The 14,288-nt window shown below is 63.9% G+C and carries 12 protein-coding genes; 8 read left to right on the forward strand and 4 right to left on the reverse strand.

Translation table 11 applies throughout. The features are described from left to right. Positions 1 to 128: 128 nt before the first annotated feature. Together BLU17_RS12110 and BLU17_RS32345 are read right to left on the reverse strand one after the other, a co-directional pair. Positions 129 to 2,759 (reverse strand): heparinase II/III domain-containing protein, encoded by a 2,631-nt coding sequence (locus BLU17_RS12110; RefSeq protein WP_091996971.1) that lies wholly within the window; start codon positions 2,757 to 2,759, stop codon positions 129 to 131. 352 nt (positions 2,760 to 3,111) lie between these two features. Continuing rightward, positions 3,112 to 3,396 carry a hypothetical protein gene (locus BLU17_RS32345; RefSeq protein WP_143189237.1) on the reverse strand — a complete coding sequence of 95 codons (285 nt, stop codon included), beginning with the start codon at positions 3,394 to 3,396 and terminating at the stop codon, positions 3,112 to 3,114. A 33-nt stretch (positions 3,397 to 3,429) separates the two neighbouring features. Between BLU17_RS32345 and BLU17_RS12115 the strand changes: the two genes are divergently transcribed. The 3 genes from BLU17_RS12115 to BLU17_RS12125 all read left to right on the forward strand — a co-directional run bounded on the left by BLU17_RS12115 (position 3,430) and on the right by BLU17_RS12125 (position 5,717). After that, on the forward strand, positions 3,430 to 3,801 hold the full coding sequence (locus tag BLU17_RS12115; protein ID WP_091996972.1) for a CidA/LrgA family protein: 372 nt from the start codon (positions 3,430 to 3,432) through the stop codon (positions 3,799 to 3,801). After that, a complete protein-coding gene (locus BLU17_RS12120; RefSeq protein WP_245746823.1) occupies positions 3,798 to 4,541 on the forward strand; it encodes an LrgB family protein in 744 nt (247 codons plus the stop codon). The genes BLU17_RS12115 and BLU17_RS12120 overlap by 4 nt, the downstream gene beginning before the upstream one ends. Positions 4,542 to 4,667: 126 nt before the next feature. Then, positions 4,668 to 5,717 (forward strand): glycosyltransferase family 9 protein, encoded by a 1,050-nt coding sequence (locus BLU17_RS12125; protein WP_091996973.1) that lies wholly within the window; start codon positions 4,668 to 4,670, stop codon positions 5,715 to 5,717. Between the two features lie 34 nt (positions 5,718 to 5,751). On the opposite strand, the gene BLU17_RS12130 is transcribed toward BLU17_RS12125, so the two are convergent. Further along, positions 5,752 to 6,591 carry a glycosyltransferase gene (locus tag BLU17_RS12130; RefSeq protein ID WP_091997075.1) on the reverse strand — a complete coding sequence of 280 codons (840 nt, stop codon included), beginning with the start codon at positions 6,589 to 6,591 and terminating at the stop codon, positions 5,752 to 5,754. Beyond that, positions 6,591 to 7,853, reverse strand: coding sequence for an oligosaccharide flippase family protein (locus BLU17_RS33760; protein ID WP_091996974.1), 1,263 nt, complete (start codon positions 7,851 to 7,853; stop codon positions 6,591 to 6,593). The genes BLU17_RS12130 and BLU17_RS33760 overlap by 1 nt, the downstream gene beginning before the upstream one ends. 248 nt (positions 7,854 to 8,101) lie before the next feature. Between BLU17_RS33760 and BLU17_RS12140 the strand changes: the two genes are divergently transcribed. The 5 genes from BLU17_RS12140 to BLU17_RS12160 all read left to right on the forward strand — a co-directional run bounded on the left by BLU17_RS12140 (position 8,102) and on the right by BLU17_RS12160 (position 14,282). After that, complete coding sequence (locus tag BLU17_RS12140; RefSeq protein ID WP_091996975.1) at positions 8,102 to 9,496, forward strand: phosphomannomutase/phosphoglucomutase; 1,395 nt, start codon at positions 8,102 to 8,104, stop codon at positions 9,494 to 9,496. Between the two features lie 174 nt (positions 9,497 to 9,670). After that, positions 9,671 to 10,672 (forward strand): lipopolysaccharide heptosyltransferase I, encoded by a 1,002-nt coding sequence (gene waaC, locus BLU17_RS12145; RefSeq protein ID WP_176929044.1) that lies wholly within the window; start codon positions 9,671 to 9,673, stop codon positions 10,670 to 10,672. Positions 10,673 to 10,925: 253 nt separating this feature from the next. After that, on the forward strand, positions 10,926 to 11,810 hold the full coding sequence (gene kdoO, locus BLU17_RS12150) for a Kdo hydroxylase KdoO (protein WP_091996976.1): 885 nt from the start codon (positions 10,926 to 10,928) through the stop codon (positions 11,808 to 11,810). An 88-nt stretch (positions 11,811 to 11,898) separates the two neighbouring features. After that, the gene (gene waaA, locus BLU17_RS12155; protein WP_091996977.1) at positions 11,899 to 13,206 is read left to right on the forward strand and encodes a lipid IV(A) 3-deoxy-D-manno-octulosonic acid transferase; all 1,308 of its coding nucleotides are present in this window, start codon (positions 11,899 to 11,901) and stop codon (positions 13,204 to 13,206) included. A 32-nt stretch (positions 13,207 to 13,238) separates the two neighbouring features. Next, positions 13,239 to 14,282 (forward strand): CgeB family protein, encoded by a 1,044-nt coding sequence (locus tag BLU17_RS12160; RefSeq protein ID WP_176929046.1) that lies wholly within the window; start codon positions 13,239 to 13,241, stop codon positions 14,280 to 14,282. Positions 14,283 to 14,288: the final 6 nt, after the last annotated feature.

Here is a 14,288-nt window from a genome sequence, read left to right on the forward strand (position 1 = left end):
TCAACGTCGGGATTTTTCGCCGGGGAAATGAATCGGCTCGCCGTATGAGGAGCGAGCCGAGTTGGTTGTCTATCGCATGACGATGGACGAAATCGCGACATAGTCGTAGCGGGCCCAGGTCTCGCGTGTCAGGGCATTGGTGCCGTCCCGACTGAAGCCGTCGCTGCCAGCCTGTAGTCGTGGCTGCTGACCTCGCGCGCGAAGCCTCTTATGCTCGCATCTTGTGGCGCGATGTCGGCCGGCCACGCAAATCGAACGGTCGAGGACTCTTCATACCAACGCACTACTTTCTTTTCGTCGTTGATCAGCAGATAAAAGGCATATTCGACCGGCTCAGTGGACCACCCCTCTGGCAAAGTAATCTGGCCTACGACTTCGTCGCCTTCCCGCCAGGCTGACACAACCAGAGTTGGTGCGGCACCCGGATAGAATTTGCGCATCTTTATTCCGAAGACATCACGAAGCGCGTTTTCGAGGAAGGTAGGGAAGTGCTGACCGAGTTCGCTGTGCTCCGAATACTCGCCCACATCCAGTTCAACGCACCCGCCTTGCTTTTGGACATGCTCGACATATGGGAGGGCATGGCTTTCGTAGTGGTGGTCGCCTCTGCCAACGTGAATGCGGCAACTCACATGCTCATGGACAGGCAAGTCGTAGATCAGCCTGTTTAGCTTTTCTTCGCTGCTTTCGCCCGGAAACATATAGTTCGCCAGTCGAGGACCATTTTCCAGATCCTGACGCAAGAGGAAATGTCCGATCCGGGTTTGGGGGGCTCCCGCCAGGATATGCCCATATCCCAGGCGATTTGCAAAATACAGCGCGGACGCACCGCCCTTTGACGAGCCCATGAATATGACTCTGCTCTTGTCGATACCTAGCTTGATCCGGAAGCTCTCGATCAACGAGCATACGGCTTCGCCCAGTTCCAGATTGCCATTCGACGCTATCAAGTATGACCCTTGCGGACCAAAATCGTCGACCACGAAAAGCTGATTGACGGGGGCGCCGCGCAACACTCTGCGATAGTTGATGCGGTATTCGAATTCAGGAGCGAGCGCGGGAAATACGACGAACAAGGCGTCGCTGTTTCCACGGGGCTCAAACAAGTACTGGATCGGCCAGTCTCCCGGAAACGTCTCGAAGGGGAAGTTGATCCCCTTGACGGAACGCGCCGGGAACGTGACGGTGGTCCGGCATTGCCATGATGACGTTTCCCCGGATGCAGCCTTGAGCACCGCTGTCGCCATCGCTTCGCCAAGTCGCGGAAAGACGTAACCCGCGGGGGATTGATCGCCTTGCCCCAAGGTCAGGTCAACGGGAGTCTCGGACTGTACGGATATTTTGGCGACTTTTATATTTTCCTTCAGCAAATGGACTTCGTCGCCGATTTTCACAGCCTTGAGACCGGGCGCCAACTGCCACAGCAAGGACATATTGCGCGGGGCATCGCATTTGACCTTGTCTACGATATCTACCACCGGTTTGGATCGATGGACCGTCATGGCGCGCTCATGCTCCACACCGGCATATCTAAGGTTCCTTCCCTGAACCTGAACAAGCTGCCGGGTTTCCCTCGACTCTTCAAGTGAAACTCGCCCCGTCTCATTGCTGGGTTCCACGCCATCGAGCATCAACGTGCTGTGAGCCGCCGTTGAGTAGCCATGCTTGGATAACGGATGTGCGTAGTCGTACCCGTATGGGCCGCTCTCGTAAAGAATCCATTCGCCGGCGTACAACAAAACAGACAAGTCGTCCTGATGCTTGTGGTAGTCACCGTGATGGCCCGCGCACATTACTGCATAGGTTTGCTGATCGCGCTTTTCCGGATCGTCTCGCAGAACCGCGAAGCCGCCGTCAAAGAAGAACGCGGAACTATCCGGTGTCGTATGCTGGAGGCCGAACGCCGTATAGTAATGGGAGGGCGGGGCAACAGGCTGTGTGTCTCCCAGTGGCGGATACTTTAGTTCTGGCGTGAGAATGTTCAGGCCAAAGCGGCCCATCTTTCCGGTCAGTTCGCCCAGAGCCTGCGCGTTTGCCGGGTCCAGGCGCTCGATTAGCGGCCGATGGCGGTAAATGTTGTCCGCGACTAGAAAGTGGTATGCGGGAGAATGTTCCTTATGAACGCCGTCGCGACAAACTGACTGAGAGAAGTACTCGCCCAGTCGCTTCAGCGATTTCGTCTGAATGCCCTCCACATCTTGCGTGCAGACACAAAAATATAGCAGTGCCAGGTCCTGGAACATGCCGTGGTTGTTTGGCCCGGCATGGAAACTGTCTTCACTCAGGATAGCAACGATGGCATTGATCTTTTGCCACATGTGGTCGGCAAGTTCCTGCTCACCTGCCGCTCTAAGCGCAAAGTAGAGACGCAGCCAATAGCCTAGACGGCGGGCAACCGTCTCATCATGGAACGCCATGATGCGGGCGTCCCGGGGAAACTCAAAACGGCTGCACCAGTCATCGACGAGTTCGATCGCGCATAGCAACCAGCCGCGCAGCGGTTGTTGCTCGTAAGCAGCGACAAGATCGCCGATGAAGGCGTGCATATGCAGAGAGCGCTGGTGCATCCGCGAGAGCGCCTCAGCTCCATCCCAGTTTTCACGTATCTGAAATGGGATGCCTCCGTGCAAGTTTACAGTGCGTTGTGCGACTATTTCTCGAGCGGCGGCAAGCGGGTCCAGGCTGACACGTCCCGGCAAAAGCGATTTCAGGATCGCCATCGCAGCGGCGACGTCTGAGTCAGGCAGCGGTCTTCTCATTACATCAATGTTGGTTGTCGTTATCGCGATTCGAGGGGCATCCCCACATAAAACCCTTCATAATAACAGGATTTAGTCGATCTTCATTAGCATTTTGTAAGCTGGAAAATCGATAGGTTGAATCTTCGATGCATCCTCCCATCAATCTGCCGTCGATGGCGAAAGCACCTTGGTGCGAGCTTTAATCGCCGGGGTGCGCGACTCGCATGGGGTTACGAACAAAAGCGGGCAGCACCGTCGGATGCAAAGGCGAATCGCAAGCGCCGAGGTAACCGGATCGGAGACGAGGTCCGCCGCCTCCTCTGCAAATTCGTTGGCGATTGAGCTGCGGTGGCGTGAAGCGCGTGTGCGCTCAGTTTTTCATGAAAGCAGCAAAGAAAGGATCTTTAACTAAAGTGACCAGACGAAAAGACGGCGTTATCGGGTCGCAGTACCCATCGTCAGGATTCAGACCGCGCTCGCGTCGCGTGCGTTGATTGGAATGCCGTTTGATTGCTGGAACCCATTGCGGCACAGGCACAGTTAGCACGGCATTGGGTTTCGGATTGCCATTGCGCCCACCAGTTCGCGTACCTATGGTGTGACGCGAAAGCACGCTTGAGATGCTGTGCAGCCCAGCGAGTTCAAGTAAACTCACGCCCCGCGCCGTTCCCTTTGCCCGGAGTGCCTCATGCTTCGTTCCCTAGCCGCCCTCCTGATCTTCCAATGTCTCGGCGAGAGCGTGTCCTATGTCTTCTCGCTGCCCGTGCCCGGTCCCGTGATCGGCATGCTGCTCCTGTTCGCCTTCGCAATGATGCGGCCTGCCGCCGTCGAAGCCATCGAACCCACCGCGCTCGAATTGCTGCGCCATCTTTCGCTGCTCTTCATTCCGGCGGGCGTGGGCATCATGGTTTCGGCGCAGACGGTGCGCGGCGAGGCGCTTGCCGTGATCGCGAGCCTCGTCGTGAGCACGACGCTCGGCATCGCCGTGACGGCGCTCGTCACGCGCGCGCTGCTGCGGCGCCAGCGGCGCAACGAAACGGCCGGGGAGGGCGCATCGTGAACAGCCATCTGCCGCTGACGAAACTCGACGCCATCTGGGTCTATCTCGCCGCGACGCCGCTGCTCGGCCTGACGGTGACGCTCGTCGCGTATCTCATCGCCATCAATATCTACGCGCGCGCGAGTCACAATCCGCTCGCGAACCCGGTGCTGATCGCCGTGGCGCTTGTTGTCGCGGCGCTCAAGATCACCGATACGCCGTATCGCACGTATTTCGAGGGCGCGCAGTTCGTGCATTTCCTGCTCGGTCCCGCGACGGTCGCGCTCGCCCTGCCGCTGTATCGCCAGTGGGGCAAGTTAAGGCGCGGCGCGCTGCCGCTGCTCGGCGGCCTCGTCGCCGGCTCGCTGACGGCCATTGTTTCGGCCGTGGGCGTCGCCAAACTGTTCGGCGCTTCGCACCAAATGCTTGCGTCGCTCGCGCCGAAGTCGGCCACGACGCCGATCGCCATGGCCGTCGCCGAGAAGGTGGGGGGCATTCCCTCGCTTACCGCGGTGCTCGTGATCTCGACGGGCGTATTCGGCGCGGTTACCGCGCGCTGGATCCTCAACCTGATTCGTGTGCGCGAGACCGAGGTGCGCGGCTTCGCGATCGGCGTGGCGTCGCATGGCATCGGCACCGCGCGTGCGTTTCAGGTGAGCGAGGAAATGGGCGCGTTTTCGGGCCTCGGCATGGGTCTCAACGGCGTGTTCACGGCGTTCGTCGTGCCTGTGCTGCTGCCGGTGCTTTTGCGGTGGCTGTAGAGCGTTTCCGGTAACGCCGGCGTGACTGAATTGACCCCCGAAGGTAGGACAGCGACCTCGACGGGGCATGGGAAGATACACGGCTGAAGGCGCGGATCGCCGCCTTGAATTCAACGGGATGAGCCCATGACGCCACTGGATCAGGTTGCCGCGCTTACTCATCCGGGCTCGCTCCTGTCCAGCGAGGGCGATATTGTCGCCTCGTACGACGTCGAGGTATCGGGCGCGCCGGCAGAAGGCTTCCGGCCGCTTTCCATCGTCCCGACGATCAGGAACGCTAACGTTTGTCCATTCGAGGTCGATTATGCGCGCTTGACCCGTGCGCATGTGATTAACGGCTTGGGCGTCACGCTGGGGGACTCGATCATCGGGCTTACGGCGTTGTCGGCGTTGAGAAAGAAGCACCCGACGCTCTTCTTCACGATCTACCGGCCACGTCTGGTTCCGGCGTACGTCAGGCAGGTCTACGAACTCGCAGCGCCGATCTTCGGCTGCGTGAGGGACCTTCCGGTTCGTGTCGAGGCGCTACCCGATGGAGCGTTTCAGGTCGATGTCGGCAACCATCTGTTCTGGCCGAATTTCTCGTCGATGCCCATGATCGATTTTTTTCTGTGGGCCTTGGGGGTAGAGCCGGACAGCGTGCCTTCAGTCGATAAATCGAATGACTGGCTCCGCAAGGTCACGGTGCGGGATTCGCAGGGGAAGTGGGCACAGCAGCCCTATGTTCTGTTCTGTCCCGTCGCCAGCACACCCGTACGCAGCATCCCTCGCTCGTTTCGCAAAGAAGCCGTGGAGCAGCTTTGGCAAGAATTTCATTTGCCGGTGCTGGGCTTCGGGGACGTCGAGCATGATCGGTATACCGATGTTCGCAGTTTGTCGAAGGACACGGCCTCCTTTCTTGCCTGGGTGAAAAATGCCAGATTCGTGCTGACATCGGACACGGCCGCTGTTCATATCGCGGCCGGTTTCGACGTGCCGACGGTGGCCTTTTTTACGACGATCCCACCCGGTCTCCGCGTCCGGGATTATGCGTACTGCACTCCCATTACGCTTCGTCTTCCGGAGCTACGGGGAATCCAGGCCAGCGCGCGGCCGGGCGATATCGAAATCGTCGAACGCTCGTATCGTGAGCTATCCGGTCATGAGTTGAGGCGGGCGCTTCAACTGCAAGGATGATGCCCCCGCGCAGGGGCTGGATCGTCGCGCCGCGTCACCCCGCGCCGCGCGCGAACATCGTGCGCTTCATCTTCTGCAAGGTGCGATAAGGCGTGACGAAGTGCAGCAGGCTCTTCGCCACGCCGGCCCAGTCGCGCCAGTTCAGCACGTTCAGATAATGCAGTTGCAGACGCAGCGTGGAGACGATCTGCCGCCGCCGCTTCGTCGCGCTGATGCCGCCTTCGTTCAGTTCGTAGTACAGCCCGAGTTCCGGCAGATTCGCGCATTCGTATCGCTCCATCAGGCGCAGAAACAGGTCGAGGTCCTCGGCGGCCGGATACTTCACGCGATAGTTGCCTACCGCGAGCACCGCCTCCACGCGCAGCATCACCGAGGGATGCACGAGCGGCGAGCGCAACAGGCGCGTGCGCCGCAGGGCGCGCGCATCGGCGCTCGGGCGCAGCATGAAGAGCGGCTCGCCCGCGCGATTGACCACCTGGGTCCACGTGCCGAGCGCCGCGAGCGCGGGCTCGGCCTGCATGCGCGCGCGCTGTTTCGCAAGCCGGTGCGGCGCGGCGAGGTCGCCCGCGTCGATGCGCGCGGCGTAGCGAAAGCCGCGCGCCGCGAGCGCTTCGACGCCCGCCTGCAAGGCGCGCTCGATGCCGCCGTTCTTCGGCATGCGCAGCACTTCGACGCGCATGCCCGGCACCTCGGGCGCGACGATGGGCGGCGTGCTGCCGTCGTCGACGACGAGCGCGTAGATCGTTGCGTCCTCATCGAACGAGGCGAGCGTACGCGCGACATCGTCCTGGCCGTTGTAGGCGGGCATGAGCACGGCGACGTCGGCGAGCGCGCCCTCGCGTTCGTCGCTTGCCGGGAGCGCGGCGGAATTCATCATGAAACGAGCTTGAAGCGGATGTAATAGAGGTTCACGCAGGCCGCCGCGAGGTAGCCCGCCGCGAGGCCGCAGAGCGCGCCATACGCGCCGAGGCGCGCGATCGCCACGAGATTCACGGCGAACGCCACGGCGAGCGCGAGCAGCCATTTCGCGAGCAGCACGAATTTCGCCTGATATTTGAGCACGACGAGATTGCCGATCGCCTCGAGCCCGGCGGGCACCGAAAGCCACACGGCCCAGCGGAAAATGCCGATCGCGCCTTCGTAGTCCGGCCCGAACACGCGGCCGATGATGAAGCCCGCGAGCGCGTCGAGCACGAGCGCGCCCGCCACCATCAGCGCGGCTGTCATCGCGAAGAGGCGCACGAGGTTGCGGCGCAGTTGCGCCGTTTGCTGCACGCGGTAGACGAAGGCGGGCGCGATCGTCTGCGAGAGCATGAGCGCGAGCGTGATCCAGTTTTCGTTGAGCTGCTGCGCGGCCGAATAACGGCCGAGATCGGCGAACGAGATCGTGCGCTCGAGCATCAGGCGGTCGAGTTTCAGGAACAGGTACATGCAGATGAGCCCGAGCCAGAACACCGTGCCCGCGCTCGCGAAGTGCCTGAAAAGCGAGCGGTCCACGTGCCAGCCGAGCGTGCCGCCATGGCGGCGCCGGAAGTAGAGCACGAGCGCCGCGCCGATCGCCGCCGCTTCGAGCGCCCAGAGCCAGCCGAAGGCCGCGGGCGCGAACGCCGCGCGCGCGAGCAGATAGACGAGCAGCGCCTTGACCACGGCGGTCGTCATGCTCGCGAGCAACTGCGGCTTGCTATACGTCATGCTCTGCAACCAGGCGTTGATGACGCCGACGAACGGCTCGCGAAAGATCATCGTCACCGCGAGCCCGGCGAGCATCGCGCCGACGAGCGGATCGGTTGCGCCGAGCGCGATGCCGGCCCACGTGGCGAGCAGCGCCGCCGCCGACACGCCGATGCGCAGCGCGAACGCGCTGCCGAGCACCGTGCCGAGTTGCGCCGGAGGTTGGCTAACGATGGTCGGCACGAGAATCTCGGCGCCGCATACCCACGTGATCGGCGCGAGCACGAGCAGCAGCGTGTTGGCGTACTGCCACTTGCCGAATACGTCGGGACCGAAATAGCGCGCGAGCACGCCGCTGATGACGATGGCCACCGCGATCTGCGTGACGCGCTCGAGCCCGAGCCACACGATGTTCGCAAACGCGCGCGCCACATCCGGGTTGCCGAAGCGCTTGAGGCTTAGCATCGGGCCTCGCCATCGCGCGAGGCGCCAAAAAGGGGGCAGGCACGCGGCGTGCGCATTCTCTCCGCCTTTTTGGGCGAATATTTTGGCAATAAAAGGAAACGGCGAAGCATTAAAATGGGTACACACCACTGCCGAAAAACGGCAATTATAGTTTGTAACGGATCGCACTTTTCGTAACGGCAGAGGCGTTCGGCCGCGTGCCCGTGTTACGAATAGACCCGAATTCCCATCTGGACGGTGAGCCCAACATGATTTCGAAATCGATTTTCAAGGCATACGACATTCGCGGCGTGATCGGCAAGACGCTCGACGCCGACACCGCGCGCGCCATTGGCCGTGCGTTCGGCAGCGAAGTGCGTGCGCAGGGCGGCGAAGCCGTGGTGATCGCGCGCGACGGCCGGCTCTCGGGTCCCGAACTCTCGCGTGCGCTCGCCGATGGTCTGCGCGAGGCGGGCGTGGACGTGGTCGACGTCGGCATGGTGCCGACGCCCGTGGGCTACTTCGCCGCGAGCGTGCCGCTCGAGCTCGTGGGCGGCGAGCGCAGCGTGGACTCGTGCATCGTCGTGACGGGCAGCCACAATCCGCCCGACTACAACGGCTTCAAGATGGTGCTGCGCGGCAAGGCGATCTACGGCGAGCAGATCCTGGCGCTCTATGAGCGCATCGTCGCGCAACGCTTCGACGCGGGCGAGGGCAGCTACACGAAGTACGACATCGCCGACGCGTACCTCGATCGCATCGTAAGCGACGTGAAGCTCGCGCGCCCGATGAAGATCGTGGTCGACACCGGCAACGGCGTGGCGGGCGCTCTCGTGCCGCGCCTGTTCAAGGCGCTCGGCTGCGAACTCGTCGAGCTTTTCACCGACGTGGACGGCAACTTCCCGAACCACCACCCGGACCCTGCGCACCCGGAGAACCTGCAGGACGTGATCCGCGCGCTCAAGGAAACCGACGCGGAAATCGGCTTCGCGTTCGACGGCGACGGCGACCGCCTCGGCGTCGTCACGAAGGACGGCCAGATCATCTACCCCGATCGCCAGCTCATGCTGTTCGCCGAGGAGGTGCTCTCGCGCAATCCGGGCAAGCAGATCATCTACGACGTGAAGTGCACGCGCAATCTCGCGAAGTGGGTGAAGGACAAGGGCGGCGAGCCGCTCATGTGGAAGACGGGCCACTCGCTCGTGAAGGCGAAGCTGCGCGAGACGGGCGCGCCGCTCGCGGGGGAAATGAGCGGCCACGTGTTCTTCAAGGACCGCTGGTACGGCTTCGACGACGGCCTCTACACGGGCGCGCGCCTGCTCGAAATCCTCTCGCGCGTGGCCGACCCGAGCGCGCTGCTCAACGGCCTGCCGAACTCGCACGCCACGCCCGAGCTGCAGTTGAAGCTCGAGGAAGGCGAGAACTTCGAACTGATCGCGAAGCTGCAGAAGAACGCGAAGTTCACGGGCGCCGACGAGGTCATCACGATCGACGGCCTGCGCGTGGAATATCCGGACGGTTTCGGTCTCGCGCGTTCGTCGAACACCACGCCCGTGGTCGTGATGCGCTTCGAGGCCGACGACGATGCAGCGCTTGCGCGCATCCAGGCCGACTTCAAGCGCGTGATTCTGGCCGAGAAGCCGGACGCGAAGCTGCCGTTCTAGGCCCTCGGGAACCTCTGCGGCCCTTGCGGCCACGTGACGCGCCTAACGGCGCCGCGCCAGCACGAGCGCGGCGCCGTTTGCGTTTCGTTGCGCGCATTTCCGCGGTTTTTCTTCGCCTTTGCGTGCGGCGCGCTAAAATTGCGGACCTTTTTTAATCTGTCCGCCCACAGAGCCTTGAGCGTGCAAAAGATCCTCATCGTGCGCGTATCGTCGCTTGGCGACGTCGTCCATAACATGCCCGCCGTCGCCGATATCCGGCGGCGGTACCCCGACGCGCAGGTCGACTGGCTCGTCGAAGAGAGCTTTCAGTCGCTCGTCGAGCTCGTGAACGGCGTGGGCCGCGCGATTCCGTTTTCGCTGCGCCGCTGGCGCAGGGGCCTCTTCTCGGCCGCGAACTGGCGCGAGATCGGCGCGTTCCGGCGTGCGCTCGCGGCCGAAAAGTACGACCTCGTGATCGATTGCCAGGGGCTCATCAAGACGGCCTGGGTGGCGAGCTGGGCGCACGGTCCGCTCGTCGGCCTCGGCAACCGTACCGACGGCGCCGGCTACGAGTGGCCGGTGCGCTTTTTCTACGACCGCTCGATCCGCATCGAGCCGCGCACCCACGTGGTCGAGCGCACGCGGCAACTGGTTGCGGGCGCGCTCGATCTCGCGCCGCCGTCGCCCACCGACGACATCGACTTCGGCCTCGACACCTACCGCGCCGCGCAGGCGCTCGCGTGCGTCGGACTGAATCTGCCCGTGCCCTACGTGGTGTTCGTGCACGCCACGTCGCGCGCGGACAAGGAGTGGCCCGCGCAGCACTGGATCGAGCTGGGCCAGGCGCTCGTGCGCCGCGGCGCCTCGCTCGTGCTGCCGTGGGGCAGCGAGACGGAGCGCGCGACGAGCGAGCGCCTCGCGCGCGAATTCGGCGAGGCGGCGATCGTGCCGCCCAGGCTGTCGCTGCCCGCGGTGGTCGGGCTGATCGACGGCGCGGCGGCCACGGTGGGCGTGGACACGGGGCTCGTGCACATTGCGGCCGCGCTCAAGCGCCCGACCGTCGAGTTGTACAATTTCGCGACCGCCTGGCGCACGGGCGGCTACTGGTCGCCGCACGTCGTCAATCTCGGCACGGCGGGCCAGCCGCCCACGCTCGCGCAGGTGAAGGGCGCGCTCGCGAGCTTCGGGTTGCTGTAGCGGGGCGCCGCCGCACGCGGGGCTGCGCCCCGTCAAGGCGGACCCCGCGGGGTTGGGGGTATAAGAGCCGGCGCGCAAGAGCACATCCGAGCGCGAGGGCCTGGCCGGTGCGAGCCGCGCGTCTTGGCGACGAGGCGAGCCGCGCGCAAACCGCCCGTGCATCGCATGCGAATCGCACGAGGCATAGTGCGTGATTCGCACGCGCATCGCACGAACCGGCAGGCAATCAGATCCATCGCTTCCAGGGGCGACCATGAACGAATCCCAGATCATCGAAATCACTTCCGCCGACTGGCACGGCCAGCAACTCTCGCAGCCGCGCGCGTCGCTGCTCGACGCCGTCGAGCAGGGCAAGGTGCTGTACTTTCCGAACCTGGCCTTCCCGATCGAAGGCGGCGAGCGCGCGCTGCTCGACCCCGCGATCGCCGACCCCAAGCGCAAGAACATCAGCCTCGACCCGAACGGCGGCGCGCTGCACGGCGTGCTCGGCGACAGCGTCACGCAGTCGGCCGTGCGCGCGCTGATCGCGCGCTATCAGGCATGCGCGCGCACGCTCGTCGACGGTCTCTTCCCCGAATACGGCGGCAAGCTGCGCGTGGCGCCCACGAGCCTGCGCCTGCACCAGGTGGAGACGCGTCAGACCTCGTGGCGCAAGGACGATTCGCGCCTGCACGTCGATGCGTTTCCCTCGCGCCCGAACTATGGCGAGCGCATTCTGCGCGTGTTCACCAACGTCAACCCGGACGGCGTGCCGCGCGTGTGGCGCGTGGGCGAGCCGTTCGAGGACATGGCGAAGCGCTTCCTGCCGAACATCAAGCCGCAGTTTCCGGGTTCGGCATGGCTGCAGCATCTGCTGCACATCACGAAGTCGCCGCGCAGCGAGTACGACCATCTGATGCTCAATCTGCACGACGCCATGAAGGCCGATCTCGACTACCAGAAGACGAGCCCCCAGCAGACCATTGGTTTCCCGCCGGGCTGCGTGTGGGTGTGCTTCTCCGATCACGCCTCGCATGCCGTGATGTCCGGCCAGTTCATGATGGAGCAGACCTTCTTCCTGCCGGTGAAGGACATGGTGCATCCCGAGTGGGCGCCGCTCGGCATTCTCGAACGCCTCAAAGGCAAGGAACTGGTTTGAGTCCGCGCGCTGGCGTGAGACTGTGCCGTAAAGCCACCTGCCGCGCGGCCGCGGCGTTTCGCATGACCCCGGCCGCCGCGGAGGCCCGATGCTGAGAGCGATCTATCGCGCGGCCTGGTGGCTCATCGCACCGTTCGCGGTGCTGCGCCTTTTCATTCGCTCGCGCCGCGAGCGCGGCTATCGCGAGCACATCGGCGAACGCTTCGGCTATTCGGCGGGCCGTTTGCCCGAGGACGACGCGCCGCTCATCTGGGTGCATGCCGTCTCCGTGGGCGAGACGCGCGCGGCGCAGCCGCTCGTCGACGCGCTGCTGGCGGCGCGCCCCGACGCGCGCCTGCTGCTCACGCACATGACGCCGGGCGGCCGCGCCACCGGCGTGCAGCTGTTCGGCGAGCGCGTGCTGCGCTGCTACCTGCCGTATGACATGCCGCACGCGGTGCGGCGTTTTCTGCACGCGTGGCGTCCGTCGCTCGGTCTCGTGATGGAGACCGAGGTATGGCCCACGCTCATTGACGAATGCAGGCGCGCCGACGTGCCGCTCGTACTCACGAACGCGCGCATGTCCGCGCGCTCGTTCAAGCGCGCGGCGAAGTTCGGCGCGGGCGCGCGCGAGGTGTTCGGCGGCTTTACGCGCGTGCTCGCGCAAAGTCCCGCGGATGCCGAGCGCCTCACCGCGCTCGGCGCGCGCAACGTGGCCGTGCTCGGCAATCTCAAGTTCGACATGGCGAGTCCGCCCGCGTTGATCGCGCGCGGCCGCGACTGGCGCCGCGCCATCGGCGAGCGGCCGGTATGGGTCGCGGCGAGCACGCGCGAGGGCGAAGAAGAGCTCGTGCTGCAGGCTTTCGCGGCGCTCGACGTTCCCGATGCGCTTCTCATTCTCGTGCCGCGCCATCCGCAGCGTTTCGACGAGGTGGCGGCGCTCGTCGAGCGCAGGAACTTCAAGCTCGAACGGCGCTCGCGCTGGGCGGCCGCCACCGTCGCGGCGGCTTCCGCGCACGAGGGCGCGCGTGCGCTGCCCCGGGACGTGAGCGTTCTGCTTGGCGATTCGATGGGCGAAATGGGCGCCTACTACGCGGCCGCCGATCTTGCGTTCATCGGCGGCAGCCTGTTGCCGCTTGGCGGCCAGAACCTCATCGAAGCGTGCGCCGTGGGCGTGCCCGTGTTGATCGGACCGCACATGTTCAACTTCACGCAGGCCACCGCCGACGCCACGGCCGCCGGCGCGGCGCTCCAGGTGCAAGACCCTGCCGGCCTCGCGCGCGCCTTGCGCGAGCTCTTCAACGACAAGCCGCGCCGCGTGGCCATGGGCGCGGCCGCCGCCGCGTTCGCGGCGCGCCACCGTGGCGCCACGGCGCGCACCGTGGACGTCGTGCAGGCTCTCGTCTCCGATGTATGACCTCGCGCGCCCGCGCATACCGACAAGATCTTATGACGAAGACGATCTCGCGAATCCTGATCGCGCATCCGCGCTTTCCGCCATTGGCTGACGACTACGCCGATGCTTTCGGCAAGGCCGGTGTGGAGGCGAAGACCTTCATCATCGAAGATCAGGTCCACTGGGTTTCGCGCTACGTCTTTCGCAGAATCAACAAGCTCGCCCGTGCGCTTCGCCTGGTCCCGAGAGGCCACGATTTATTTCGCAGGCACCCTCTCGGCGAGGCGAATCATCTCGCCACCCGGCTCAGCGAGGAAGTCGCAGCTTACGAGCCTGACGTCGTGCTTTGCATTCATGGCAAAAGAGCCGAAATCTTCCGGTTGCGAGAATCGAAAGTCGTGAAGATCGGCTGGTGGGTAGAGCAAAACAACGACTGGCCCGAGCTCGAAGCCGCCACGCGCGGCTTCGACTTCTATTTTGCATTTGCGCCCGATGTCGTCGACACGATCACGGCGCACGGCCGCGAAGCGCGCTATTTGCCGCATGGCGCAAATGTTCGTCAACATTATCCGATTGCCGGTAGTGCGAAGGAAGTCGACCTGGTATTTGTCGGCGCGTGGAGCCCGTGGCGCGATCAGGTCATTGCGAGCGCTTTCGAGGTGACTCAGGACATCGCGCTTTACGGGCATTCGTGGCTCAAGAAAAGCCGGCTGCCTCGCGACGTGCTGCGCCGCATCCACAAGGGAGAATTGATCCTGGGCGCACAGCTGAACGCGCTTCATAACAAGGCCCGCGTGGTCCTCAATGCCGACCGGACCGTCAGGCTGGGACTGAACATGCGGTATTTCGAGGTTCTCGCCAGCCGGTCATGTCTGCTGACGGACAATGCCCTCGATCTTCACACCTATTTCACCGATAACGAACATCTGTGCGTCTATCACGATCTCGAGGACATGCAGCGCAAGCTGCGATCGCTTCTCGACAATGAGGACGAGCGGCTGCGCATCAGCGCGAACGGTTTCCGGGAAGTTACGCAGCACCACACGTGCGACCACCGGGTCCAATCGATGCTCGCGGCGATCGGCCCGTCGCGATGACCGCGG

Origin of the sequence: Paraburkholderia lycopersici, from assembly GCF_900096975.1 — a bacterium.
Taxonomy (GTDB): Bacteria; Pseudomonadota; Gammaproteobacteria; order Burkholderiales; family Burkholderiaceae; genus Paraburkholderia; species Paraburkholderia lycopersici.

Coding starts and splice junctions, on each gene's coding strand:
- BLU17_RS12110 (WP_091996971.1), bottom strand. CDS start 2,759: ATGAGAAGACCGCTGCCTGACTCAGACGTCGCCGCTGCGATGGCGATC.
- BLU17_RS12115 (WP_091996972.1), top strand. CDS start 3,430: ATGCTTCGTTCCCTAGCCGCCCTCCTGATCTTCCAATGTCTCGGCGAG.
- BLU17_RS12125 (WP_091996973.1), top strand. CDS start 4,668: ATGACGCCACTGGATCAGGTTGCCGCGCTTACTCATCCGGGCTCGCTC.
- BLU17_RS12130 (WP_091997075.1), bottom strand. CDS start 6,591: ATGAATTCCGCCGCGCTCCCGGCAAGCGACGAACGCGAGGGCGCGCTC.
- BLU17_RS33760 (WP_091996974.1), bottom strand. CDS start 7,853: ATGCTAAGCCTCAAGCGCTTCGGCAACCCGGATGTGGCGCGCGCGTTT.
- BLU17_RS12140 (WP_091996975.1), top strand. CDS start 8,102: ATGATTTCGAAATCGATTTTCAAGGCATACGACATTCGCGGCGTGATC.
- kdoO (WP_091996976.1), top strand. CDS start 10,926: ATGAACGAATCCCAGATCATCGAAATCACTTCCGCCGACTGGCACGGC.
- waaA (WP_091996977.1), top strand. CDS start 11,899: ATGCTGAGAGCGATCTATCGCGCGGCCTGGTGGCTCATCGCACCGTTC.
- BLU17_RS12160 (WP_176929046.1), top strand. CDS start 13,239: ATGACGAAGACGATCTCGCGAATCCTGATCGCGCATCCGCGCTTTCCG.